Origin of the sequence: Faecalicatena contorta (genome assembly GCF_022835095.1) — a bacterium.
GTDB lineage: Bacteria > Bacillota > Clostridia > Lachnospirales > Lachnospiraceae > Faecalicatena > Faecalicatena contorta.
The window spans coordinates 4,792,908-4,818,089 of the sequence record NZ_BQNQ01000001.1 but is presented as its reverse complement, the minus strand read 5'-3'; the positions used below and the strand labels follow the sequence as shown (position 1 = coordinate 4,818,089).

23 protein-coding genes are annotated in these 25,182 nt (G+C 47.1%); 21 read left to right on the top strand and 2 right to left on the bottom strand.

Features of this window, described 5'->3' with window-relative positions; all coding sequences use genetic code 11:
• The first annotated feature begins 90 nt into the window (after window positions 1-90).
• The 21 genes from MWG26_RS21530 to MWG26_RS21430 all read left to right on the top strand — a co-directional run bounded on the left by MWG26_RS21530 (window position 91) and on the right by MWG26_RS21430 (window position 22,754).
• A complete protein-coding gene (locus MWG26_RS21530) occupies window positions 91-330 on the top strand; it encodes an RNA-binding S4 domain-containing protein (protein WP_025653685.1) in 240 nt (79 codons plus the stop codon).
• A 117-nt stretch (window positions 331-447) separates the two neighbouring features.
• Entirely contained in the window at window positions 448-732 is a 285-nt protein-coding gene (yabP, locus tag MWG26_RS21525) for a sporulation protein YabP (protein ID WP_025653684.1), read from the top strand.
• Between the two features lie 8 nt (window positions 733-740).
• A complete protein-coding gene (yabQ, locus tag MWG26_RS21520; RefSeq protein WP_025653683.1) occupies window positions 741-1,073 on the top strand; it encodes a spore cortex biosynthesis protein YabQ in 333 nt (110 codons plus the stop codon).
• A 150-nt stretch (window positions 1,074-1,223) separates the two neighbouring features.
• Complete coding sequence (locus MWG26_RS21515; protein WP_330377552.1) at window positions 1,224-1,466, top strand: FtsB family cell division protein; 243 nt, start codon at window positions 1,224-1,226, stop codon at window positions 1,464-1,466.
• Window positions 1,467-1,660: 194 nt separating this feature from the next.
• A complete protein-coding gene (locus tag MWG26_RS21510) occupies window positions 1,661-3,061 on the top strand; it encodes a SpoIIE family protein phosphatase (protein WP_025653681.1) in 1,401 nt (466 codons plus the stop codon).
• A gap of 806 nt (window positions 3,062-3,867) precedes the next feature.
• Window positions 3,868-5,307, top strand: a complete 1,440-nt coding sequence (gene tilS / locus MWG26_RS21505; protein WP_025653678.1) for a tRNA lysidine(34) synthetase TilS — start codon at window positions 3,868-3,870, stop codon at window positions 5,305-5,307.
• A complete protein-coding gene (gene hpt, locus MWG26_RS21500; protein ID WP_025653677.1) occupies window positions 5,264-5,791 on the top strand; it encodes a hypoxanthine phosphoribosyltransferase in 528 nt (175 codons plus the stop codon). The genes tilS and hpt overlap by 44 nt, the downstream gene beginning before the upstream one ends.
• Window positions 5,792-5,831: 40 nt before the next feature.
• Complete coding sequence (gene ftsH, locus MWG26_RS21495) at window positions 5,832-7,628, top strand: ATP-dependent zinc metalloprotease FtsH (protein WP_173005542.1); 1,797 nt, start codon at window positions 5,832-5,834, stop codon at window positions 7,626-7,628.
• Window positions 7,629-7,687: 59 nt separating this feature from the next.
• Window positions 7,688-9,733: a glycoside hydrolase family 13 protein gene (locus MWG26_RS21490; RefSeq protein WP_025653675.1), complete on the top strand. Its 2,046-nt coding sequence runs from the start codon at window positions 7,688-7,690 to the stop codon at window positions 9,731-9,733.
• A 178-nt stretch (window positions 9,734-9,911) separates the two neighbouring features.
• Window positions 9,912-11,738, top strand: coding sequence for a glycoside hydrolase family 2 protein (locus MWG26_RS21485; RefSeq protein WP_025653674.1), 1,827 nt, complete (start codon window positions 9,912-9,914; stop codon window positions 11,736-11,738).
• Window positions 11,739-12,218: 480 nt separating this feature from the next.
• The gene (locus MWG26_RS21480; RefSeq protein ID WP_025653673.1) at window positions 12,219-13,538 is read left to right on the top strand and encodes an ABC transporter substrate-binding protein; all 1,320 of its coding nucleotides are present in this window, start codon (window positions 12,219-12,221) and stop codon (window positions 13,536-13,538) included.
• Between the two features lie 133 nt (window positions 13,539-13,671).
• Window positions 13,672-14,553 carry a carbohydrate ABC transporter permease gene (locus MWG26_RS21475; protein ID WP_025653672.1) on the top strand — a complete coding sequence of 294 codons (882 nt, stop codon included), beginning with the start codon at window positions 13,672-13,674 and terminating at the stop codon, window positions 14,551-14,553.
• Window positions 14,554-14,556: 3 nt separating this feature from the next.
• Window positions 14,557-15,393, top strand: coding sequence for a carbohydrate ABC transporter permease (locus MWG26_RS21470; protein WP_025653671.1), 837 nt, complete (start codon window positions 14,557-14,559; stop codon window positions 15,391-15,393).
• Window positions 15,394-15,441: 48 nt separating this feature from the next.
• Window positions 15,442-16,302, top strand: a complete 861-nt coding sequence (locus MWG26_RS21465) for a ketose-bisphosphate aldolase (RefSeq protein ID WP_025653670.1) — start codon at window positions 15,442-15,444, stop codon at window positions 16,300-16,302.
• 62 nt (window positions 16,303-16,364) lie between these two features.
• Window positions 16,365-17,576 (top strand): ADP-dependent glucokinase/phosphofructokinase, encoded by a 1,212-nt coding sequence (locus MWG26_RS21460; RefSeq protein ID WP_117440566.1) that lies wholly within the window; start codon window positions 16,365-16,367, stop codon window positions 17,574-17,576.
• Window positions 17,577-17,600: 24 nt separating this feature from the next.
• On the top strand, window positions 17,601-18,455 hold the full coding sequence (locus tag MWG26_RS21455) for a class II fructose-bisphosphate aldolase (RefSeq protein WP_025653669.1): 855 nt from the start codon (window positions 17,601-17,603) through the stop codon (window positions 18,453-18,455).
• 235 nt (window positions 18,456-18,690) lie between these two features.
• Complete coding sequence (locus MWG26_RS21450; RefSeq protein ID WP_117440567.1) at window positions 18,691-19,539, top strand: MurR/RpiR family transcriptional regulator; 849 nt, start codon at window positions 18,691-18,693, stop codon at window positions 19,537-19,539.
• 75 nt (window positions 19,540-19,614) lie between these two features.
• The gene (locus tag MWG26_RS21445) at window positions 19,615-20,298 is read left to right on the top strand and encodes a D-lyxose/D-mannose family sugar isomerase (protein WP_025653668.1); all 684 of its coding nucleotides are present in this window, start codon (window positions 19,615-19,617) and stop codon (window positions 20,296-20,298) included.
• 399 nt (window positions 20,299-20,697) lie between these two features.
• Complete coding sequence (locus tag MWG26_RS21440; protein ID WP_025653667.1) at window positions 20,698-21,597, top strand: pyridoxamine kinase; 900 nt, start codon at window positions 20,698-20,700, stop codon at window positions 21,595-21,597.
• Window positions 21,587-22,105, top strand: coding sequence for a TIGR04002 family protein (locus MWG26_RS21435; RefSeq protein ID WP_025653666.1), 519 nt, complete (start codon window positions 21,587-21,589; stop codon window positions 22,103-22,105). The genes MWG26_RS21440 and MWG26_RS21435 overlap by 11 nt, the downstream gene beginning before the upstream one ends.
• A gap of 52 nt (window positions 22,106-22,157) precedes the next feature.
• Entirely contained in the window at window positions 22,158-22,754 is a 597-nt protein-coding gene (locus MWG26_RS21430) for a TIGR04100 family radical SAM protein (RefSeq protein WP_025653665.1), read from the top strand.
• 85 nt (window positions 22,755-22,839) lie between these two features.
• On the opposite strand, the gene MWG26_RS21425 is transcribed toward MWG26_RS21430, so the two are convergent.
• Window positions 22,840-23,703 (bottom strand): methionyl aminopeptidase, encoded by an 864-nt coding sequence (locus tag MWG26_RS21425; RefSeq protein WP_025653664.1) that lies wholly within the window; start codon window positions 23,701-23,703, stop codon window positions 22,840-22,842.
• Between the two features lie 47 nt (window positions 23,704-23,750).
• Complete coding sequence (locus MWG26_RS21420) at window positions 23,751-24,995, bottom strand: DUF1015 domain-containing protein (protein WP_025653663.1); 1,245 nt, start codon at window positions 24,993-24,995, stop codon at window positions 23,751-23,753.
• Window positions 24,996-25,182: the final 187 nt, after the last annotated feature.

Here is a 25,182-nt window from a genome sequence, read left to right as displayed (position 1 = left end):
TTTTCTCTTTGAAGAGTAAGAAGCATACAGATGAATGAAAATAAAGTGAGACAACATGAAATCTATTCATAAGCAAGAAAGGAAAAAGAAATGCGGTTAGATAAGTTTTTGAAAGTGTCCAGGCTGATCAAAAGACGGACTGTGGCTAATGAAGCCTGCGATGCAGGGCGTGTGCTTGTAAACGGAAATGTTGCCAAAGCATCATTGCAGGTTAAGCCGGGGGACATCATTGAGATTCAATTTGGCACCAAGACTGTGAAGGCGGAGGTGCTTCAGCTGCAGGACACCACAAAAAAAGAAGAAGCAAAAGAGCTGTTCCGGTATCTGTAAAAAGGAACAGCCGGCGTAAGCGCCAGGGATCTTCCACGGGCATACATATTTTGATACAACCCCTCATATATATAGTGAAGAGTTCTATAGAAAAGCAAAGTTGAAGGGGGAAAGTGTATGGAAGAGCGGCAAATGCCCAAGGCGCATAAACTCGTTGTAAATAACAGAAAGACAAGTATGGTCACCGGTGTCCTGGATGTTCTTTCTTTTGATTTAAATGAAATCCTGCTGGAGACGGAACAGGGCATGTTGATGGTTAAAGGAACCGATCTGCATGTGAACCGTCTCAGCGTAGAAAAGGGAGAAGTGGATCTGTCAGGCAATATCGACAGCATTGCATATTCCAGCGTAAATCAGGCCGGCCGGCAGAATGAAAATTTTTTCGCAAAACTGTTTAAGTAGGCACGCCTATGATGCTGGGAATCGGAAAAGAAGCGATTATATTTTTTTACGCGGGGCTGTCCGGGATAGTGATACTTTTCAGCTACCAGATACTCAGGCTGATGAGGCGCCTCATACCTCACCATATCGTGGTTGTAAATCTGGAAGATCTGTTGTATTGGCTCGGAGTGAGCGTGTATCTGTTCCGACAGATGTATATGACAACATATGGTAGCATAAGATGGTTCTTCATACTAGGTGTTGTATGCGGAATAGTGCTGGCGAATTTCATACTCTCAATTGCGAAAAAAATATACGGGAAAATGAAGAAAAGCCTTGAAAAAAGAAAGAAAAACCGATAGAATGAATTTATTAAGCAGGGGTGTTTAATAAGATGATAAGTTGGGTGAGTATGAATGGCAAATAAGAAATCTACAGGGACACAGCGGCGCAAAAGCCGTAAGCGGAGTTCTGGTTTTGGTTACCATCGGCGCAGTGCAGCCTTAATTACTATGATACTAGTATTACTGGGATGCGTGCTGACGGTGAATGCAGTGACCCTGCAGGCCAAGAACAAGAGCTATAAGCAACAGGAGGCAGAGCTGAAAGCTCAGATCAATGAGCAGAAAGAGCGCGCCGAAGAGATAAAAGAATACGAAGAGTATGTTAAGACAGACGAGTACATAAAAGAAGTTGCTGAAGAGAAGCTGGGTCTTGTTGACCCCAATGAGATTATATTTAAACCGGCTCAATAACAATACTACGAAAGATAAGCTCCAGGAGAATTCCTGGAGCTTTTGTCGTGGTATAGAATATTCCAGCGGATATACCGTATTGCGATAAGCCGGCGGGGGAGATGCGCAATATGGCAGATGCCGCAGAGATTGGTTTCTGAAACGAAACTCATTTTTATGTTTTGTAGAAAATACGAAGAATAGGAGGGGAAAGCATGGAAGAAGGACAAGTATTACATTCCAGCCCCTATGTGGCCCAGATTGAAAAATTTGCAGATTCCCTGAAACAACTGTCCCACACATTTTTAAAACTGGAAGAAAAGAAAAAAACATTCAGTAGCGAAGAAATAGAGGAAATGTTCGAGAAAGTGAAAGGAAAGGTCTGCAAAAACTGTGAAAAGTGTTCCTGGTGCTGGGGAGAGAACTTTGTCCACACCTACCAGATGGGATACGAGATACTGTCGGCAGTGGACAGTTATGGCAATGAACTGAACACGGAGACAAAAAGAAAGCTGCAGCAAAGGTGTATTATGGCTCCCAGATTTTTGCGGGAGATGCTGGAGGCTTTCCATGAAGCGCGGCAGAATATGATCTGGATTAACAGGATTGCCCAGAGCCGGGAAGGGTGCGCCGTTCAGATGGATACATTTGCAGATATGATCCGCAGTACGGCGAAAGAGCTGGAGGACAGCATGTTTACTGACGAGCGTCTGGAGAAGAAGATCAGCGCGCACCTGAAACGGAAAGGAATACGGGTATTGTACACGAACTTTTTTATGAACCGCGAAGGAAAGTACGAGGTGCATATAACCGCCCGGGCCATGCAGAATGAATGTGTCACAACAAAGGAGCTGGTCAGGGGCGTATCAGAAGTGATGGGGCGGCGGTTCGTACTGGACGGGGCACACTGTCAGATGCTGGGAAGAGACTATACGACCGTAGTATGCATGGAAGGCCCGGCATTCTATACATTGCAGGGAGTTGCGCGGATTGGAAAAGGCTGCAGCCAGATATCGGGTGACAACTTCATGATGATGGAGCTGTCCGGAGGCCGTCAGGGAGTGGCCTTATCGGACGGCATGGGTTCCGGAGAAAAAGCGTGCCGTGAAAGCACGCTCGTAATTGAGCTTCTGGAGGAGCTGCTGGAAGCCGGTTTCCCGGAAAAAACCGCCATACAGATGATCAACACAACCCTGGTCATGGGGAGGGAAGAAATTCATTTCTCCACAATAGACATGAGTGTATTTGACTTATATACAGGCACCTGTGAATTAATAAAAGCAGGTGCGTCCTCTACCTTTATCAAAAAAAAGGACAAGGTAGAACACCTGAGTTCCACCAGTCTTCCAATCGGCGTCCTGCACACCATCGAAATAGATTCAGTAAAACGCCAGTTGGAGGACGGCGATTTCGTCATCATGGTAACCGACGGCATCATGGATGCCCTCCCCGTAGGAGAGCAGGACATCCTGCTGGAGACGATTATTCAGGGAACCGCCATGAATAACCCAAAAGAAATGGCACATCACATCCTCGAACAGGTACTAAATTGGAACGGGGACGCGGCGCCCATGGATGACATGACAGTCCTGGTAGTCGGCCTCTGGGAGTGCTAGGGGGAGCAGGAGGTTTTTGGCGGAGGGGGCGCCTTGGGAAGCGGACATAGCGGCGTCTGGAAGCGGGGGATGACTGTAAGCTGGAGTAGTGTAAAAAAGCAGGAAAACCGGGGCAGCCTGGACACATCACGGAAAGCCCTGATGGCTTCCCGCGCTGGGTCCAGGAATTTTTGTGATTCGAAATCACAAAAATTACCCCGGTTTTCCTGCTTTTTTACTTTACTCCAGCTAACAGCCATCCCATGCTTCCAGACGCCGCTATGTCCGTTTCCCAAGGCTTGGCGCATCCGGCCGTAATAGTCGCCCGCTTCGCGGGTTGCGCACTGACGGGGGCGGCGGATGGCTGCAGAATTTGCGGAGCGGTTCGGGCTGGGGTGGATTATTGCTGAGTATCCAAGATGATTCACTGGCCCCGCCAGTGAATCCCCATCAAACTAATTTTTTAAGTAAAAGGATGAACATAGCCTGGCTGAAATGGGGAGGAGGATGCCGGGGAAGAAACGGGTAAGGGCACGGGAAGTGTAGAGCGCACGGTTTAGAAGTACTTACACCAAAGACGCCGCCCGCGGGGGATGGGAAGTGATTTTCCAAAATCACTTCCCAGTACATCCTAAGGCGAGAAAGCATCAAGCTTTCTCGCTGCATGATGTACGTGCCCCCGCGGGCGGTGTCTTTGGTGTTAGTACTTCTCCGTAAGCGGGTCACTTCCCGTGCCCTTACCCGTTTCTTCCCCGGCATCCTCCTCCTCATTTCAGCCAGGCGTACTCCCCCTTGCATTTCCCTCAAAAATTAGTTATAGTTTACTTATGGAAAAGGTTTTGGGGTTTATTGAGCGTTATCAGATGATTGTGAGTGGAGATAAGATTGTCGCAGGTATATCGGGCGGAGCGGATTCGGTATGCCTTCTTTTTGTGCTTCTGGAACTTCGTGAGAAGATGGGGATTGAGATTGTGGCTGTACATGTGAATCACGGGCTTCGCGGGGAGAATGCTAAGCGCGATGAGGTGTTTGTGCAGGAACTGTGCAGGAAACAGGATGTAAAATGTGTGGTTTATCATGAAAATGTGGAATCAATTTCCAAAAAACGGAAACAATCTGTTGAGGAGGCTGGCCGTGTTGTGCGCAGAGAGGCTTTTGAGAGGACTCTGCTTGCGTGCGGGGGAACTAAAATTGCTATGGCCCACCATCAGAATGACAACGCGGAGACGCTCCTTATGAATCTGGCCCGGGGAACCGGGCTGAAGGGGCTTGGCGGGATTCAGCCTGTGGCAGGAAATATCATCCGTCCGCTGCTCTGCCTGAACCGCAGGGAGATCGAGCGGTTTGTAGAGGAGATTGGCTGCGGGTTCTGCCAGGATGAGACGAACGAGGAGGATGACTATACGAGAAACCGGCTGCGCCATCAGGTGATCCCTGTTCTGGAAGAACAGGTCAATGCGCAGGCCGTGCGCCATATGAATGAGGCGATGGAGCAGATACGCGGGCTGCAGGATTATATGGAGATGCAGACGGAGCAGGCCTGCCAGAACTGCGTTGCCAAGCAAAAGGACGGGAGCCTTTGTATTTATGAAGCCGGATACCGGAAGCTTCACCGGGTGCTGCAGGGCCTTCTGATCAGAAGATGCCTGAGCAGGGCCTCAGGAGCCGAAAGGGATATTACCATGGCGCATGTGGAAGCTGTGGCCGGACTGTTTGAGAAACAGACCGGCAGAAGCAGGGACCTGCCATATTCAGTGAAGGCTGTCAGGAATTATGACGGTGTTGTGCTGAAGAAGAAAACAGATATGCAGAAAAAGGGTTTTGCCCCTATACAATTACGTGTACCGGGAATTACCAGGGTGCCGGAACTGAATCTGACGATATGCTGTAGTATACTGGAAAAACAAGCTGATTTTTCGGCAAAACAAGCACCCCAAAAAACCTACACGAAATGGTTTGACTATGATATAATAAAAGGTGACCTGATTATCAGGCCCAGACAGGGACGGGACAGCATTGTGATTGATAAAGACGGACGGAGCCAGAAGATCAAGTCCTATTTTATTAATGAGAAGATACCGTCCGAAGAGCGGGACTGTGTTCCGTTGATTGCAGATGAGAAGCAGATTATATGGATATTGGGGTATCGTATGAGCAGTGCCTGCCAGATAACCGTGCAGACGCACCGGGTGCTGGAGATAAAAGTAACGGAGGAAAAAAGTGATGTCAGAGAAGATTACGGTTTTAGTATCAGAAAAAGAAGTTGACGAAAGAATCGAATTATTAGGGAAACAGATCAGCAAAGACTATGAGGGACGGCAGGTTCATTTGATCTGCATCTTAAAGGGCGGCGCATTTTTTATGTGCGAGCTTGCCAAGAGGATTACCGTGCCGGTATCCATCGATTATATGAGTGTAAGCAGCTATGGTAACAGAACATCATCCAGCGGAGTAGTGCGTATTGCCAAAGACCTGGATGAGTCGATCGAGGGAAAGGATGTCCTGATTGTGGAGGATATCATTGATTCCGGAAGAACATTGTACTATCTTATGGAAACGTTAAGACAGCGCCACCCAAAGAGCCTTCATCTGTGCACGCTCCTGGATAAGCCTGAGAGAAGAGAAAAAGACGTGAAAGTAGATTATGTAGGATTTGAGATACCGGACGAATTCGTAGTCGGCTATGGCCTGGACTACGCTCAAAAATATAGAAATCTGCCATATATAGGTGTGGTGGAAGGAGTAGAATAGGAAGGAGTACACACCATTGAACAACAAAAAGTATAAAAGCATGGGCGGTGCGACATTTCTTACATTTATTGTGATTGTCTTCCTTGCACTGTGGCTTACAAACAGATTCCAGGTGAAAGACCAGGAGATGACAAACCAGCGCTTTGTACAGGAAGTAAAAGATAAAAATGTACAGGATGTTATCATTAAGCAGAATAAGACCGCTCCCACCGGTGTTGTGACCGTGACGCTTAAGGACAGCGGGGCTGTAAAACAAGTTACTACATCTGATGTAGAGAAGACGCAGGATATTCTGGATAAAGCGGGAATAGAGTATAAACTGCTGGATGTTCCCCAGGATTCGTGGTTTACAACCATACTGGTACCGCTTCTGATCACATTTTTGGGAATCACCGTGATCTTTATGTTTATGAACCGTCAGGGAGGCGGGGCCAATGCCAAGGCGATGAATTTTGGCAAGAGCCGCGCAAAGATGACCACGGATACGGACAAAAAGGTGACATTTGCGGATGTGGCAGGTTTAAAAGAGGAAAAAGAGGAGCTGGAAGAGATTGTAGATTTCCTCAAGTCTCCTAAAAAATATATTCAGGTTGGTGCAAGAATTCCCAAGGGCGTCCTGCTTGAGGGACCTCCTGGAACCGGTAAGACGCTGCTTGCAAAAGCCGTTGCAGGGGAAGCCGGAGTTCCGTTTTTCAGCATCTCGGGTTCCGATTTTGTGGAGATGTTTGTCGGTGTCGGCGCATCCCGTGTGCGTGACCTGTTCCAGGATGCGAAGAAGAATTCCCCCTGTATTATTTTTATCGATGAGATTGATGCCGTTGCAAGGCGCAGGGGAAGTGGACTGGGCGGCGGACACGATGAACGGGAGCAGACGCTGAACCAGCTGCTTGTAGAGATGGATGGTTTTGGTGTGAATGAAGGCATCATCGTGATGGCGGCAACCAACAGAAAAGATATTCTCGATCCCGCAATTTTAAGGCCGGGACGATTTGACAGAAATGTAATCGTTGGGCGCCCGGATGTGGGCGGACGAGAGGAAATCCTGAAAGTCCACGCAAAGAATAAACCGCTGGGAGACGATGTGGATCTGAAGCAGATTGCACAGACCACGGCTGGATTTACCGGCGCGGATTTGGAAAACCTGCTGAATGAGGCGGCGATCCTTTCTGCAAAAGAGGGCCGAGTATTCCTGCAGCAGTCCGATATCCGCCACGCTTTTATAAAAGTTGGAATCGGGCCGGAGAAAAAGAGCCGTATTGTTTCAGAAAAAGAGCGCAGGATTACCGCGTACCATGAGGCCGGCCATGCGATTCTCTTCCATGTGCTTCCGGATGTGGGGCCTGTTTACAGTGTATCCATTGTTCCGACAGGAGGAGCGGGCGGTTATACGATGCCTCTGCCGGAAAAAGACGATATGTTCAATACAAAGGGGCATATGCTCCAGGAGATTACGGTGTCACTTGGAGGACGTGTGGCGGAAGAGGAAGTGTTTGACGATATCACCACAGGCGCATCACAGGATATCAAACAGGCAACGGCGATTGCCCGTTCCATGATTATGAAGTTTGGTATGTCTGAGCGGCTGGGGCTGATCAACTATGATAACGACAGCGATGAAGTATTTATCGGACGGGATTTTGGACACACATCCAGGGGCTACGGTGAGAAGGTAGCCAGCACGATTGATGAAGAAGTGAAGAGAATCATTGACGAATGCTATTTGAAAGCAAGATCTATTCTAAAAGAATACGATTCTGTATTACAGGCTTGTGCTAATTTGCTGTTGGAAAAAGAAAAAATTACGAGAAGTGAATTCGAAGCACTTTTTGGAGAGTAGAAGAGTAATGGGGCAAGTACTTCCAGAGGAGGGAGGGCTTGCCCCTAAGGAGGTTTTTTATGAATAAGGACGCACTATTTTGTGATGGAACGTCCAGCTATGTGATTCCTGCAGAGCCTGATGAGTATGAGAAAGTGAAGCTTAAGTTCAGAACGGCAAAGGATGATGCAGATGAAGTTTGTATTTTAACCAAAACGGGTGGGTTTAAAATGAAGAAGACAGACTCCCGTGGGGAGTTTGATTATTATGAGATAGATTGGCAGTTGGGGAACGAACCATTTTCCTACAGCTTCGAGGTGAAAAAAGATGGGGAGACCTGCTATTTTAACAGGTGCGGAGTGGCGAAGGAGATTATGGATTTCTACGCCTTTGTCATAGTTCCGGGATTTTCTACGCCGGATTGGGCAAAAGGGGCTGTGATGTATCAGATATTTGTTGACAGATTCTTTAACGGCGATGAGTCCAACGATGTGGAGGACTGGGAATATATTTATATCGGGGAGCCGTGCCAGAAAGTAACGGATTGGGATCAGCTGCCTCAGGCCATGGATATCCGGAGATTTTACGGCGGGGATCTGCAGGGAGTCATGGATAAGCTGGATTACTTAGAGGATTTGGGCGTGGAGGTTATTTATTTTAATCCGCTGTTTGTCTCGCCGTCCAATCACAAATACGATATACAGGACTATGATTATATAGATCCACACTATGGGAAGATTGCAGAAGACGGAGGGCTGGTTCTTCCGGAGTGGGCCGCAGATAATATCGAGGCCACCAAATACCAGAAACGCACCGGTAATAGGGCGAACCTAGAGGCCTCCAACCAGCTGTTTATCGATCTGGTGGAGGCTATGCACAGCCGGGGGATGCGTGTGATTCTGGACGGGGTATTCAATCACTGTGGTTCCTTCAACAAGTGGATGGATAAAGAGCGGATCTACGAGCAGCAGGAAGGATATGAAAAAGGTGCGTTTGTCAGTTGGGATAGTCCGTACCGCTCATTTTTTCATTTCTTTAATGAAAGCGATTCTGCCTGGCCGTACAACTATGCATATGACGGATGGTGGGGGCATGATACGCTGCCCAAACTGAATTACGAGGATTCTCCGCTGTTGGAGCAGTATATCATGGATATTGGAAAGAAATGGGTCTCCCCTCCATTTAATGTAGACGGCTGGCGCCTGGATGTAGCGGCAGACCTTGGGTACAGCAACGAGTATAATCACATGTTCTGGAAACGGTTCAGGCAGGAAGTGAAGAAGGCCAGGCCGGATGCGCTGATTCTGGCGGAGCATTACGGCGACCCGGCGGAATGGCTGCAGGGGGATGAGTGGGACAGCGTCATGAATTACGATGCATTTATGGAACCGGTGACATGGTTTCTGACCGGAATGGAGAAGCACAGCGATGAGCGGCGTACAGATCTCTGGGGCAATGGCGATAACTTTGTGAAAACAATGCGGCATTTTATGGCCACCATGCTGACACCGTCGCTGCAGGTTGCGATGAACGAACTGTCTAACCATGACCATTCCCGTTTTTTGACCCGTACCAACCACATTGTCGGTAGAGTGGAGCATCTAGGCTCAAGAGCAGCAGAGGAAGGGGTCAACCATGCGGTTATGCGGGAAGCAGTTGTGATCCAGATGACATGGATCGGTGCGCCTACCATATATTACGGGGATGAGGCGGGCCTCTGCGGATTTACGGACCCGGATAACAGACGGACATATCCATGGGGAAAAGAAGACCGTCAGATGCTGGAATTCCATAAGGAAATGATCCGCATTCATAAGAGCGAGAAGCCTCTGAAGCAGGGGTCGCTGCGGATGCTGTACTGGGCGGATAATATACTGGCGTACGGCAGATTCCAGGAGGATGAGCAGATTGTGGTAGTCCTCAATAACAGCAAAGAGCTGCGGGAAGTTACGGTTCCGGTCTGGATGGCGGAAGTGCCCGTGACGGGCAGGATGGAACGCCTGCTCTACAGTTACGAGGAGGGCTATACCGTGGAGCCGGATGTTTATCTGATCCACAGCGGGGAGGTCGTGCTGAATATGGGACGGCATTCGGCGCTTGTTATGAGAACAAAACGTGAAGATTAAAGCAGAAGGAAGAAAATCTCTTAGATTAGTGGTATGATATAATCTAAGGGATTTTTTATATAATAGAAAAGTGCCCGGAACTTTCCTATTATATAAAACCCTCCAGGGGATGCACACGCTGCGATGCTGCAGACATATATCATGGTGTGCGGATTGTGCCGTTGAAAGGAGGATGTTTATGAAACAACTTTATACCAAATGGGGGAAGGAACTTGACAGGGAGCATGTGCTGGAGGAATATCCGAGGCCCCTTATGGTAAGGGACAGCTATATCAATCTTAACGGGGAATGGGAATGCGCTTTTACAAAAGCTTTTTCCATGCCGTCGGAATATAACGGACATATTCTGGTGCCCTTTTCTCCGGAATGTGTTCTGTCCGGTGTGGGGAGGCAGCTTCAGCCGGATGAATATCTTTGGTACCGGAGAACCTTTGAGATGCCGCAGCCGGATGACTGCCGGGTTAGCGAAGAGACAAAAACCGGCAGGAAGGCCGGTAGACGGCTGCTTCATTTTGGAGCGGTGGATCAGTCCTGTGTAGTTTTTATTAACGGCAGGCGGGCCGCGCGGCATACAGGCGGTTATCTGCCTTTTGAGGCGGATATCACGACATATTTAAAACCGGGAGAAAATGAAATCGTGCTGGCCGTAAAGGATCTGAGCGATACTTCCTATCATGCCAGGGGAAAGCAGAAGCTGGACAGAGGCGGCATGTTCTACACGGCTCAGAGCGGGATCTGGCAGACCGTTTGGATGGAGGACGTGCCGGAACAGTATATACTGAGTATTCATGCAGAGCCGGATTTTGACGGAAAAAAGGTACGGATTACGGTGGAGGCAAATGCGGATATTCCGGTTGAAATCCGTGTCAGAAAGCCGGGGTTATATAGCAGTCCTATGTGTGCGCCCGGCGACGTGACAGATTGGGGAATCCAGGAAATACAGGACTGGGGCAGTGCGCGGGGGATGCCGGGAGCTGGGATTGAGGTTTCTCTGCCTGAGGTATGTCCGTGGACATGTGAGGAGCCTTTTCTTTACTATTTTACCGTGGAATTGGGGGAGGACAGGGCAGAGAGTTATTTTGCTATGCGGACGTTTACAATTGAGCCTGACCAGACTGGAGTACCCAGAATCTGCCTGAACCATAAAGTACAGTTTCAGAAAGGCGTGCTGGATCAAGGGTATTGGCCGGACGGACTTTATACGGCGCCATCCGACGAGGCGTTTATATTCGACATACAGTCCATGAAAGATATGGGCTTTAATATGATACGCAAACATATTAAGATTGAACCCCAGAGGTGGTATTATCACTGTGATCGGCTGGGTATGGTTGTGTGGCAGGACATGGTGAATGGGGGCGGGAAGTATAAACCGTGGTTTGTGACCTATGCAGCCACCATATTGTCCTGGAGGAACCGGAAAATCAGGGATGTGTACACCAGGCTTCTGGCCAGAGAAAGGAAAGAAGGGCGTCTGGAATTTATAAAGGAGATGAAAGAGACGGCAGAGCGGCTGAAGGGGCACCCAAGCATTGCTGTATGGGTAATATTTAATGAAGGATGGGGGCAGTTCCAGACTGCGGATATGACGCAGATTTTGAGAAAATCAGATCCCACCCGTCTGATTGACCAGGCCAGCGGATGGTTCGACCAGGGAGGCGGGGATATCCAGAGTCTTCATAATTATTTTTTTAAGCTTCGGATAAAACCGGAGGAGAGAAGGGCTGTGGTTCTGTCTGAATACGGCGGCTATTCGATGAGACAGGAGGGCCACAGCGCCTGCCTGACTCAGTATGGATATGGAATATATACGGATAGAGGAAAGCTCAACCGGGCGTATAAAAAGCTGGAAAAAGAGGTGGAAGCGTTGATCCCCGAAGGACTGTGCGCAAGCGTCTATACACAACTTTCGGATGTGGAAGAAGAAGTGAATGGGGTATTTACGTATGATCGTGAGGTTAGGAAGATAGGGGACGCTCTATATAAGTGCAGAACGTATTTGTGATCTATTGTGTTTCGGAAAATAAAATGCTTGGCTGAGAAGTATTGCAGGTGAAGATTGTTTTCATATTAGAAATAATGTACAAGGGAATATCACGCAGAAATATTCGTGAGATATTCTCTTGTTTGTCATTTTTGAGACTTTTTCAGAGATTAAGGCATTGAGAGTGTGTTAAAAGAGGGAAAAACAGGGGGATTGTCCGGTTAATAAATCCGAGGCATGAAATAAAATTTCTAAAATCGGAGAAAAATTATTTCATAAATATTTGTTAAAAATATAACGGGATTGTGAATAATGCACAAAGATTAAATCGATTAAATGGTTAATATTGACTTATTGTGAAATTGTGATAAAATAAAATTACACAATATAACAGCCGAACATGCATGATGAAAGAAAGCTGGCACTAAAAGAAATGAAATCCAGCAACCCATGAAAATAAATTACATGCATAGAGGCACAAATATTAAAGGAGGAGTCATTATGAAACTGAGTACGATCATGAAAAAGGGGCTTGCCGTTGGTATGATGGGCATTATGGTGGTAAGTCTGGCAGCATGCGGCGGAGGCAAGGAAGAATCAAAAGCAGATGCCAAGACAGAAGCAAAAGCTGATGAAGGCGGGTCCGACGCTAAAAGTGATGTGACACTGAAGTTCCAGCAGTGGTGGGGGGCAGAGCTCCCGGACGGATATTTGGATGATATTTGTGCCAAATATGAAGAAGAGACAGGCGTGAAAGTAGAATTATTAACAGCACCCTGGGCCGACACCAAGACAGCTATTACAGCAGGCGCAACGAACGGTACCATTGCAGATATCATCAGTGTAGACGGCGCATGGCTTTCAGAATTTGTTGATATGGGTATTCTGACTGCTGCTGAAGACGCTGGCGTAGACAGCAGTCTTGCAAGCGATACATGGAAAGTAGACGGTACCAGCTATGTTGTCCCGGTTCTGAATTTTGCATATCCAATGTATGTGAACATGGACATCCTGAAAGAGGCCGGAGTTGAAGCGATTCCAACCACATGGACCGAACTGAGGGATGCCTGCAAGAAGATTACAGCAGCAGGAAAATCCGCATTTGCATTGAACCTGGGTACAACAAACGCAAACGGTATCCAGAATGTCTTTATGGGAACTGGCTGGGGATCAGGAATCAGCCTGAAGGATGACAGCGGTGCATACAAGACAAAAGACAACGCTGGTCTGGCGGCACTCGCTGAGATGTTCAAAGGACTTTATGACGATGGTTCCTTATATCCAGGTATGAGCACACTGGAAGAGTCCGAGATGACAAGTAACTTTGCAGCAGGCAACTGTGCATTTACAGTAGCATCTGCAGCTACTATGAGCCAGTTTACAGACATCAATTTTGAAGCTACTACGATTCCTGTAAAAGATGACTACAAAGACCAGAGCGGTATCTGCTATGCAAGCTGGGCTGTAGGTATTACAGAAAACAGTGAAAATAAGGAAGAAGCAGCTAAATTTGTAAACTACCTGCTTGGCGGCATGGATGGAAAAGATGGTTCCGCATCTGCAGGACTGGCGGCTACTATGTCAGCATTCCCGAACAGTACTGTTGCTGAACCGGATTATAGCGAGGCACCAAAACAGTTCCAGTCTTACTATGAGTTATATAAGAAGAACTATGTAATTAATGAATTTATTGGCCTTCCTAACGCATCAGATGTTATGACTTCTATGACAAACGATCTGACTACATATCTTGAAGGTGAAATCGACAGCGCTAAACTGCTTTCAAATTGGCAGGGGTACCTTGACGAAGCAGGAAAGTAAATAATTTAAAGGTAAATAAGATTGGGGAGCAGGGGGAAATTCCCTGCCCCCCATTTCTAAAAAGAAGTTTTAACATTTTCATAAAAGATTTTTTGCATATGAAGTTAGAACAGGATAATAGGAGGGACTGATTTTGAAGTTAACAGCAAAAAAAACTGCGCCATACAGATATCTTGCCCCAACAATACTGCTAATGATTGTTTTTATGGTTATCCCTATCTGCATGGTAATCGGTTACTCTTTTGTGGATGGGGCTGTCGTCTCAAAGAATCCGGATTTTGTCGGATTGGCAAATTATAAGGCCATATTTGCAGACAGCGAGTATTTAGGCGCAATATCGAACACTATCATCTTTGTGGTGATAAGTGTTGTTGCACATTTGGTTCTGGGTATGTTATTTGCGATGCTGCTGAATACCAAATATTTTGGGACCAGAACCAAAACAATTGCCCGTGTTATTTATATTCTTCCGTGGGTATTTACGGCATCAGTTGTTGCGATTCTGTGGAAATTAATGTTACAGCCGTCGGGTATTGTTAACTATCTTCTGTCCGTTTTTCCGCAGATATCCCAAAATACGGAGTGGCTGAGTAATAGAGAGCTTGCGTTGGCGGTGATCTGCTTTATCAACATCTGGTGTGGTTATCCATTTTATATGATTAGCATTCTTGCAGGCCTGCAGGGAATTTCCGGGGATTTGTATGAGAGTGCGGCAATTGACGGGGCGACAGGTGTTAAGAGTTTTCTGCATATTACCATTCCGCAACTGAAACCAATTTTGATTAGTATCGCAATGTTGGATTTTATCTGGACGCTGCAGTCCTTCAATGTTATCTGGATGTTGACAGGCGGCGGCCCGGTAAATGCAACAGAGACGGTGAGTATATATATTTACAAAAAAGCGTTCCAGAAGGTTGATTATAGTATGGCGGCAACGGCAGCCACGATATTGCTCGTAGTCTGCATATTCGTTGCAATCTTCTATGTGAAACAGCAGAAGAAAGTGAGGGAATAGGAGATGGTTGGAAGTTATAAAAAATCGACGAAGGTCATAGTTTCTATTCTTTTGGTTTTGGGAGGTTTATTTTCGGCATTTCCGATCTTGTGGATGATCTGCTCTTCACTGAAATCCAATTCGGCCATTTTTTCCTGGCCGCCCAAATTTATTGACTCATCAGCCAGTTTATCGTCCTATATTGCAGTGCTGACGGATTCCACGAAGGTAAGATTTTTCATTAACAGTTATATTGTAGCAGGCTGCGTAGTTCTGCTGACATTGTTTGTCGGAATCCTTGCAGCATATGCATTCAGCAGGTTTGACTTTCCGGGAAAAGAGATTTTTAATTCCCTGATTGTCAGCGTGCAGGCGATTCCGCCGATTGTACTGCTGATTCCGTACATGGGCATGATTGTTGCAATGAAGCTTTTTAATACATATTTGGCATTGATTCTAACCTATCTGATTACGACACTGCCGTATTGTATCCTGATGATGACGGGTTATTTTAATACCTTGTCCAAGGAGCTGGACGAGGCGGTAATGATTGACGGCGGGTCCAGATGGAAAGCTCTTTGGACTGTATTAGTACCGATCTCGATACCTGGAATGGTCTCTGTAGGAATGTACACCTTTATGCAGGCATGGAATGAATATCTGTTTGCGCTGGCATTGACACAGACAACCAATATGCGTACGGTTCCGATCGGCATCAACTTATTGATGGGACAGCATGCATATGACTGGAGCCAGATGATGGCCATGAGCGTACTCGGATCCATACCAGTACTGATTCTGTTTATCTTTTTCCAGAAATACTTTATTGCCGGCATGTCTTCCGGCGGTGTAAAGGGCTAATGGAAAATGGATATATTATATTAATTTGAAGAAAAGAGGAGAATGACTATGTTAATGAACATGAAAGAATTACTTGATGTTGCGAATGAGAATAATTTTGCTGTACCTGCATTTAACATTAGCGACTATAATATGTTTAACGGTATCATGGAGGCATCTGAGGAGAAAAATGCACCTGTGATTATTGCAATCCATCCGGATGAATTAAGCCATATCTCAACGGAGATGGTAAAGGGGATTGTGGAGAGAATACATAATTCTTCTATACCGGCGGTTATCCATCTGGATCACGGCGGAACTTTCGGCCAGGTAATTACGGCGATCCGTGCAGGGTTTACCTCTGTTATGATTGACGCTTCCAGCCAGCCGTACGAGGGAAATGTTGCAACATGCCAGAAAGTCTGCGAGGCCGCACATGCGGTGAATGTGTCCGTAGAGGGGGAACTTGGCACTATAGGAAATACGGATTCAGTAGAGACAACAGCACCGGATGAGATCCTATATACAGACCCGATGCAGGCAAAGGATTTTATTGAGAAGACGGGGATTGACTGTCTGGCAATCGCAATCGGAACCTGCCATGGCATTTATCCGAAGGATAAGAAGCCCGAACTTCGTATTGACATTTTGGATGAAATTAAAAAAGTGGTAAACGTACCGCTTGTACTTCACGGCGGCTCTTCTAACAAGGATTCAGAAATTGCAAAATCCGTGGAGCACGGCGTAAATAAGATTAATATTTCCAGCGATATTAAGGCAGCTTATTATGAGAAGATGAGAGAGGTTCTTCAGGATGCGTCTCTGCGAGAGCCAAACCAAATCCAGCCTATCTGCGTGGAAGCAATGAAGAAGGTGGCTTTTGATAAGATTGATCTGTTCCAGGCGGCAGGAAAGGCATCATTATACTAGAGGGTTATCCGTTTCAGGATAATAAGAAAGAAACATTTTATGAGACCGAAGGAGACTGCAGAATGAATGAGAGAATTGCATTAGGCTTTCATACATGTGTAGATTATGAACTGAAATGGGATACACAGGTGGTAGAAGCGCAGATTAAGGCATTTGATATCCATGCGGATGAGCTGAAGCTGGATATCGAGGTTGATTCGGAACGCGCAATTTGGATTATGAGCCTTGCCCATTTACAGGCAGGCATCGGATGTGAGATGGTACCGTCCACGTCGGAGGTGTGCGTTGAGTTTGCGAATCATTTTGACTATGAAGTGACACTGGGGGGAACCCCTACCCGCGCAGGAATTATTCTGGACCGCCTGGGGTATCCAAGCGTATTGCAGACCAGCTGCTACAATGAACATGTAAAACGGCTTCTGCCGTCAAAGATCCGGGCTCTGCCGGGGGTGGGACCGGATCAGAATAAGATATTTCCGCACGTGGTTTTACAGTGCCATAAGGGCGTGAGGATTCAGGCAAATGACATTGATTTCGTGACTCCCAGAGAGAACCGTATTTTGATTTCCCGGGATGAAGACAGCCTGAATATGCCTGTCCTGCCGGATGAATTCGGTAAGATGATCGGCGGGTGTGAAGTGTTCCTGCTGGGTTCTTTTTCAGAACTTCTGGACACGGACGTGCTGAAAGACCGGATGGAGAAAACGAAGAAACTCTTCTCCTATCTGCCGGATGAGGCGGTCGTAGTCATGGAGGATGGATGTTATGTGAAGAAGAATTTCCGCGGCTATGTCCACCGGCAGCTGGCGCCTCAGATCGATGTGCTGAGTATGAATGAAGACGAACTGCAGCAGTATATTGGGAAGTCGATTGATATACTTGATCCAGAGGCAGTGGAAGAAGCGGTAAACTATGTCTATGACCATTCGGGCATCAAGCTGATTCTGGTTCATTCTGCCGCGTGGGCACTGGTCTACGGGGAGAATGCAGCTGCAATGAAAGCATCTCTGGAGGGCGGAGTCACGATGGCAGCAACACGCTTCCGGATCGGGGACAATTTTACGCCGGAAGACTATGAACAGACCAAAGATATTCCGGTTAAAAAGGAAAGCGCAGCATTCTGTGATAGAATGAGAGAGAGACTGGGAGAGAAGATTTACTGTATCCCCTGTAAAGATTTGAGCTATGTGAAGAATCCGACGGTAGTCGGCCTGGGCGATTCTTTTGCAGGCGGGCTTCTGCCGGGCCTGTTGAAAGAAAACAGACAAAATTAGATATCATTTGAAGGAGAATACACAATGTATGAAAAAACAGAAAATATATTAAAAATGGCGAAGGAAAGCAACACTGCGGTGATCTCATTCATCTGTATGGATTATACGATGGCAAGATCGGTCGTATATGCTGCAGAGGCAGCGAACACACCGGCAATGGTTATGTTGTACCCGGAGCATGTTACGGTCCAGCACACAACAGGATTTGCTAATTATGCGGCCATGGTAAAGGAACTGGCGGGCGAGGTGAAGGTGCCGATTGGGCTGCATGCGGACCACGATTTTACGTATGATGCCATTATGAATACGATAGGGGCCGGCTTTGAGTCGGTTATGATTGATGGGTCTATGAACGATCTGGAAACTAATATTGCACTGACCAAAAAAGTAGTGCTTAAGGCCCATGAGACAGGCGTATGTGTAGAGGGCGAAATCGGACATGTGGGAGCTGCCGCTTCTTCTGATAATGCAAATGAGGATCTGTTTACAAAAGCGGATGCGGCAGAAAAATTCTGCAGGGAGACGGGAGTGAATTCACTGGCTGTTTCTATTGGAAATGCACATGGTGAATATAAAGACACCCCGCATCTGGATATAGCGCGGCTGGAGGAGATCCATGCGGCTACAGATGTATCGCTGGTGCTTCACGGAGGAAGCGGCATACCGGACGACCAGCTGCTGACAGCATTCTCTAAGGGAATTAACAAATTCAACCTGGGGACAGAATTTTTAGGCAGATATTATGATGCAGTGGCGGCATTTTCCCAGGAGAATGCAGGCAATCCGGATCCGGTTAAGATTATCAATCTGCCGGAGTATGTGCAGTCCAGGTTACAGCCATACTTAGAGGAGCGTCTGAAAACTCTTTGTCACTTTTAGGCAAAAAAGGGAGCAGTTCGGGCCTGCCTGAACTGCTGCCAAGAGAGAACATAAAGACACTGTGCGCAACAGAATATTAGTGACAGAGGGCGGCATATATGATACTATAATAACGGAACACTCTCGGAAATTTTAACGATAGTTATGAGGTCAATATACACATTTATATAAGATGTGGTCGTCCTCTGGGAAATTGCCGGGCGTGGATCGAAACAAGTATATGGGGTAGAGAGCTTTGAAAAATGATAATATTTTACAGAGGGAAGTCCTTGATGTCATAAAAGAAAAGTATGGAGAAATATTTGCAGCAGAAAAAAAGGTCGCGGATTTTGTTCTGCAAAACCCACAGAAAACAGTGGATTCCAATGTATCGGAGATTGCAAAGCAGAGCGGGGTAAGCGATGCTACAGTTGTGCGTATGTGCCATCATATCGGATATACAGGATATTATCAGTTTCGGATTACTCTGGCAAGAGACTTGGGGAAAAAGCAGTACGAAGGCATCGTGATTCCGAAGAGCAGCGGGGCAATAGAAAAACTGTTCCACGACTATGCAGAGAAGCTGATAGCGATAGGCAGGAGAATAGATGCCGAAACCATGTGGAACTGCGTGAACCTTTTAAAGATATGCAATGTAGCACATATTATAGCAATCGGGAATACCTGTTCTGTTTCAAAGTATATGGGGTTCCGGCTGGGAAGGCTTGGAATAAGGAGTACCTTTGAAGCCTCAGCGGAATTTTTTATGAACCATATTAACCTCGCGGAACCGGGAGATATTGTGATAGCGATCTCAAAATCCGGCACGTCAAAACCCGTAGTTCTGGGAATGGAACTGGCCAGGGAAAAAGGGCTTAAGATCATTGCTATTACAGACCATGTGGAATCTCCGGTCTCGGAGCTTGCAGATTATGTACTGCTGTCCAGCGGGGAAGACGAACCTTTCAACTACTACAAAGACTATGCGCAAACTAACGTAATGGCGACGATTGACGCACTTTTGAATTTTGTTACGAATGAAGAATGGATAAAGATGAAGCAGGCAGACAGGCCTGAAATGATTTTATCAGAGTATAAGATATAAGTTAGCTATATTTAATAATAGATAGCAGGGACCAGGCGCCCTGCTATTTGGACATAGAAAGGATGGGGTTATAGTATGAAACGTTCAAGAATCAATGCAGTGATCAAGGACATGGAGGCATTAATCGCAGAACACAGATTTGAAATACCGCCGTTTGCAAAGCTGACTGCAGATGAATGGCAGGACATAGGACATGAATACGATGAGGTTCGTGACAACTGCCTGGGATGGGATATTACAGATTATGGCCTTGGTAATTTTGATAAGGTGGGATTCTCTCTTCTTACAATCCGAAACGGGAATCAAAAGCTGCCGGATAAATATCCCAAGCCGTATGCGGAAAAGCTTTTAATGCTGTACGAGGGGCAGACGGCTCCGATGCATTATCACTGGAACAAGATGGAAGATATTATAAACCGCGGCGGAAACGATATATATATCACTGTGTACAATGGAGCGGAAGACAAATCTATGCTGGATACAGACGTTGTTGTACATACAGACGGAAAAACAGAAGTGGTTCCTGCGGGGACGAAGATCTGCTTAAAACCAGGCCAGAGTATTACGATTACTCCATATATGTATCATGATTTCATTGTTCCGGAGACCGGCGGTTCCGTATTACTGGGAGAAGTATCCATGTGTAATGATGATGAAAATGATAACTGCTTCTATGAGCCGATCGGGCGTTTTCCGGAAATAGAGGAGGATGAAAAGCCTTACCGCCTGCTCTGTACGGAGTATCCAAAGGCGCGGTAATTGGGATGATCGGGCTATAGAAGCCATATGCGGGGCTTTGGGAAGAAACAAAAGGCAAAGTGCAGTGGGGATATACATATAAAAAATAAAACAGGTTCTTTTGACACAGGAACGGGGTAAATCCCGTACCCAAGAGTCGGAAGAACCTTTTTTCGTGATATAGTAAATTTCGCTGGGATTTCCTATACATTATTCTGCAGCTAGGCTGCAGACCCGCCCGCAGGGCATGCATTACGGGATGCCCTTTGGGTATACATAAAACCATTTGGGAGATGCAGACAGTATTCTAAAGATTTGAGTGGCCTGGTTAAAATGTGTATAACTGGACATTTAGAGTGAACCAGTTATGTGCTATCATGGCATGTAAACAGCTGGGGCAGAAAGGAATGAGGGAATATTATGACTAAGAAAATTGCAGTCATCAATGATTTGTCGGGATTCGGGCGCTGCTCCCTGACGGCCGCCATCTCTGTGTTATCGGTCATGGGAGTACAGCCATGTCCGCTACCTACGGCGGTTCTGAGCGCACAGACAGGGTATCCCAGTTACTATTGCGATGACTATACAGATAAGATGCAGTATTTCCGGCGGGAGTGGAAAAAGATGGATGCCCGGTTCGACGGAATCTACACAGGATTTGTAGCCAGTGAGCGGCAGATTGAAAATATTTTAGAATTTTTGGATACGTTCAGGAGGAAGAAGATCTTTCTACTGGTAGACCCGGTGATGGGGGATAATGGGAAGGTTTATACCATGTTTACAGAAAAACTGTGCAGCCTCATGAAGGAACTGGTTCTTCAGGCCGACGTGGTGACGCCCAACCTGACCGAGCTTTGTCTCCTGACAGATACGGACTTCAGAATGATCCGGGAATTAACCGATGAGAAGCATCTGCTCGTTGTAGTTGAGCAGATGGCCGCAAACCTGATGAAGAGAGGGCCGGAGAATGTAGTGGTGACGGGTATACATTTCCGGGATGCTAAAGACGGTGTTGTGAAAATGGGAAATCTGGCGGTTAGCGGAGGAAAGAAGAGTTTTTCCGCGTTTCCATATATCGGAGGAAGTTATTCCGGGACGGGAGATCTCTTCGCATCCGTTGTTGCGGCGGGGATGGCGAGAGGGGACGAGATATCCGCCAGTATAGAACTTGCCGGAGCTTTTATTGAACGGGCAATCACAGATTCTGTGAGGGAAGGCATCCCGCGCAATGATGGTGTGGATTATGAACAGCACCTTGGTATGCTGCTCCCGAAGCAGCGTCAGAATAGAGAGAAGGAGAGTGGGACACATGAGGAATAACACATCAAAAATAACAGCAGCCGGACTGTTTGCAGCTATGATTACGATTATGACAGCTTACATCTGCCATATCCCTTACGGGGCAAACGGCGGCTACATTCACTTTGGGGATGCACTGATCTATCTGGGGGCGGTATTTCTTCCTAGGCCGTACGCGCTGGCTGCCGCTGCGATCGGCGGGGGGATGGCAGATCTGCTTACCGCACCGATGTGGGCGCCTGCCACAATTATTATAAAAATGCTGATCACACTGCCATTTACAAGCCGGGAAGGCCGGATTATGGCGCCCAGAAATATCGCGGCTCCATTTATTGCCGCGGTCATCTCTGCGGCGGGATATTATCTGGCAGAGGGGATTCTTTTTGGTTCCTTTGTGGCTCCGCTGGCATCGCTGGCCGGAAGCGCAGTGCAGTCCGGCGGAAGCGCGGTGATCTTCCTTGCGCTGGCAGCAGCGCTGGATAAGGCGCGTGTAAAGGATAAGACGCAGAAATTACTGCATCTGTGCTGATAGCGATAACAGTTATAAGGTTTGAAAATATTTAGATTAAGAGGTAAATGAGATGGCTGATATTTTATATACGTATAAGAACCAGGTGTATGCTAATATTACAAATTTATGTGACTGCCGGTGCGAATTCTGCATTCGCAGCCACGAGGACGGAGTTGGGGATGCGGAGACCCTCTGGCATAAAAAGGATCCTTCTCTGGAAGAAATCATTGGGGCTATGGATGAGTTTGATTTTCAGGGATATCAGGAGCTGGTATACTGCGGGTACGGGGAACCGACCTGTGCGTTGGAGAATCTGGTAAAATCCGCGAAGTATGCCAAAGAAAAATATGGCGTTTCGGTGCGGGTTAATACAAACGGGCTGGGTAATCTGTACCATGGAAAGGATATAGTGCCTATACTGGCGGAGGTGGCGGATTCTATATCCATCAGCCTGAATGCGCCTACTAAAGAAGAGTACACCCGGGTTACACGGCCTAATTTTGAAAATGCATTTGAAGCCCTGTTGGAATTTGCCGAGAAGTGTGAGAAAATGATTCCCCAGGTAAAGATGACTGTAGTGGATGTACTGCCGGAGGAGGAGATTGAGGCAAGCAGGGAACTGGCGGAATCCATTGGGGTGGAATTAAGGGTCAGAAGATATGCCTGAGGGAGAAGGAAGCGCCGCTACGGCATACAAAGGGGCCGCAAAGGGGGATGCCCTCTTTGCGGCCCTGGCTTCTCTAAATGGGATCTTATTTGGCTAATACTTCAACCCCATCCTCGGTGATCATAACCATATATTCGATCTGAGCGGATAGCCCGTCATCAATGGTATAAACGGTCCAGTCATTCTCTTCATCGATAAAGAAATCAGGGCTTCCCTCATTAATCATCGGCTCAATGGTGAACATCATACCAGGCACAAGAAGCATCTCGCTTCCCTTAGGCGTTACATAGCTGACAAACGGGTCTTCATGGAACTGCAGCCCAATGCCGTGTCCGCCGATCTCTTCTACAACGGAGTACCCGTTGGCCTGTGCGTGTGTGTTGATTGCGTCCGCTATATCACCCAGATGTCCCCAGGGCTTAGCAGCAGCCAGGCCCAGCCCCACGCATTCTTCCGTTACCTTTATAATGCGCTCGGCGCGCTCAGAGATTTTTCCCATTTTAAACATGCGGGAGGCGTCTGAAAAATAGCCGTTCAGAATGGTTGATACATCCACATTGATGATATCGCCCTCCCGGAGAATGATATTCTTATCCGGAATTCCGTGGCATATCTCATTATTTAATGAAGTGCATACGCTTTTCGGGAATCCCTGATAATGCAGGGGAGCGGGGATGCCGCCATTCTTTGTTGTTACATCATAAACGATCTTGTCTAGCTCTTCGGTGCTCATTCCGATGTGGATTTGCTCTGCGACTGCATCCAGCACCGCGGTATTCAGGGCGGCGCTTTCTTTGATCTTTTCAATCTGGAATGGGGTTTTTAACAGTTTGCGGTTTGGTACGATCTCGCCTCTGTCCGCATGAAGCTTTATTTTTTCTTCAATTGCCATGTGGCATTTTTTATATTTCTTTCCACTGCCGCACCAGCAAAGGCCATTTCTTTCCATTTATTACATCTCCTTTTTTATTCATATAATGGAACTGTACCTGCAATCTATCTTTCGAACTGATGGATAAAGAACCCGCTTCTGAGCTTGGGCTCAAACCAGGTGGACTTGGGCGGCATAAGCAGCCCGGCGTCTGCCACTGCAAGCAGTTCCTCCATCGAAGTCGGATACATGGCAAATGCAGCGCCGTCACCGGCCTTGTCTACGGCCTCTGCAAGTACATCAAGCCCCCGTATACCGCCTACAAAGCGGATCCGGCTGTCTGTTTTGGGATCGCGGATATTCAGCAGCGGACCAAGGACTACATTTTGCAGGACGGATACATCCAGCCTGTTCACGGGATCTTCCGAAAACAGATGCGGATTTGCCGTCAGCCGGTACCAGCGGCCGTTTCCATAAAGTCCGATCTCGCCCTTGCAGGCAGGGCGACAGACCTCGTGCCCCATATCAGTAATGTCAAAACCGCTTCTGAGCAGATCCAGAAAATCGTCAAATGCATAACCGTTCAGATCCGCCACCACCCTGTTATAATCGTAGATGTGCAGTTCTTCTGCCGGAAACAGGACGGAAAGGAAGTAATTGAACTCCTCCTCACCGCTGAAGCCGGGATGTTCCTTGCGGCGCTTCAGTCCGGCCTTTACGGCGGACGCAGCACGGTGATGGCCGTCTGCTATATAGATATTATCAATTCCCTCGAAAATATGAGCGATTTGGGTAATATCTTCTGTACTGCTGATTTTCCAGACCTGATGCCTTACGGAATCTTCGCTTGTAAAATCATAGAGAGGAGCAGTCAGTTTTACTGCTGCTATCATAGTATCCAGCTCAGGGCGGGCATGGTAGGCCAGGAAGATCGGCCCGGTCTGTGCGCTTAACGTATCCACATGACGCGTCCTGTCCAGCTCCTTGTCTTCTCTGGTATTTTCGTGCTTCTTGATCCGGTTCTCCATATAATCATCGATCGAAGCGCAGCCCACAAGCCCGGTCTGGGTCCGTCCATTCATCGTGAGGGCATAGATATAGTAACAGGGATCTTCATCCCTGACGAAAGAACCGTCCTGGATCATCTCCTCCAGAGTGTCCCTGGCCCTGTCATATACAGGCTGGGAATACATATCCGTATCCGGTGTAAACTGTGTCTCGGCTCTGTCAATTTTTAAAAAAGAAAGTGGGTTCTTGTCCACTACTTCCCGGGCTTCTTCCCGGTCATATACATCGTAAGGCAGTGCGGCAATAGATGAAGCTAGTTCTTTTGCGGGCCGCACGCCCTGAAAGGGTCGAATGACTGCCATAATTGTTCTCCTTAATATTTAATCTAAATTTGGTGAAAAGGGTCTGGCAAAGAGTGCCAAAACCCTTTTTATTCTAGCACAAACATAAAAAATTTACTATAGGAATTTAAATGTGGCTGTAGTACGAAGGAATCTAAAACGGGATTTAGTTGGCAAGCTTTAGACTTGTCGACGGACGGGGACGCTT